The sequence below is a fragment of the Oleiphilus sp. HI0080 genome, assembly GCF_001635135.1.
The window spans coordinates 1-731 of record NZ_LWFU01001068.1; the positions used below are offsets into that span (position 1 = coordinate 1).

Below are 731 nucleotides of genomic sequence, written 5' to 3' on the forward strand. Positions count from 1 at the left end.
GAAAACAACGGATACTCCGAACTCGTTGAGATACTAAGCGGTCATAACTTTCAGGTGGAGAACGTGCACTCCATCAATCAAGCAGTAGACGATTTCCCAATCGCATCTTTTGATCTGATCATTACCGATCTTCGCGTGTCTGGACAAGCCGGGACAGACATCATTCCACTCGCACACGAAATCCCAGTCCTCGTTATGGCGAGCTTCGCAAGTTTACGCTCAGCTGTCGAAGCAATGAAACTGGGAGCGGTTGATTACATCGCGAAGCCATACGATGAGACAGACCTACTGTCATCGGTTGAAGACATTCTCAATAAGCACTCTCACCGCTCAACTACGCAAGAACGCAGGCAATCCAAGAATGCCAGCGACATGATTTATGGCCGCTGCCAACCAATGCGAAAGGTGTTCGGCCTCATTGACAAGGTGGCTCCAACTGACGCAAGCGTCTTGATTCAAGGTGAGACAGGTAGCGGTAAAGAGTTAGCGGCCAAGGCGATCCACGAACTTAGCCGACGAAGTAATCAGGAGATCGTATGTATCAACTGTGCCGCTATCCCAGAGTCCCTGATTGAATCTGAACTTTTTGGCCACGAGAAAGGCGCTTTTACCGGCGCGGTGTCTGCTCGAGCGGGGTTAATTGAGGCGGCAGATGGCGGCACCTTATTTTTGGATGAGATTGGAGAGCTTCCACTAGACGCGCAAGCTAGACTATTGCGCGTCTTGCAGGA

General features: G+C 50.6%; 1 protein-coding gene. It reads left to right on the plus strand.

Annotation, left to right across the window (positions count from 1 at the left end; translation table 11 throughout):
* Positions 1 to 30 precede the first annotated feature (30 nt).
* Positions 31 to 731, plus strand: a 701-nt coding sequence (locus A3751_RS19825; RefSeq protein WP_231876945.1) for a sigma-54 dependent transcriptional regulator, incomplete at its 3' end; no start/stop codon positions are given.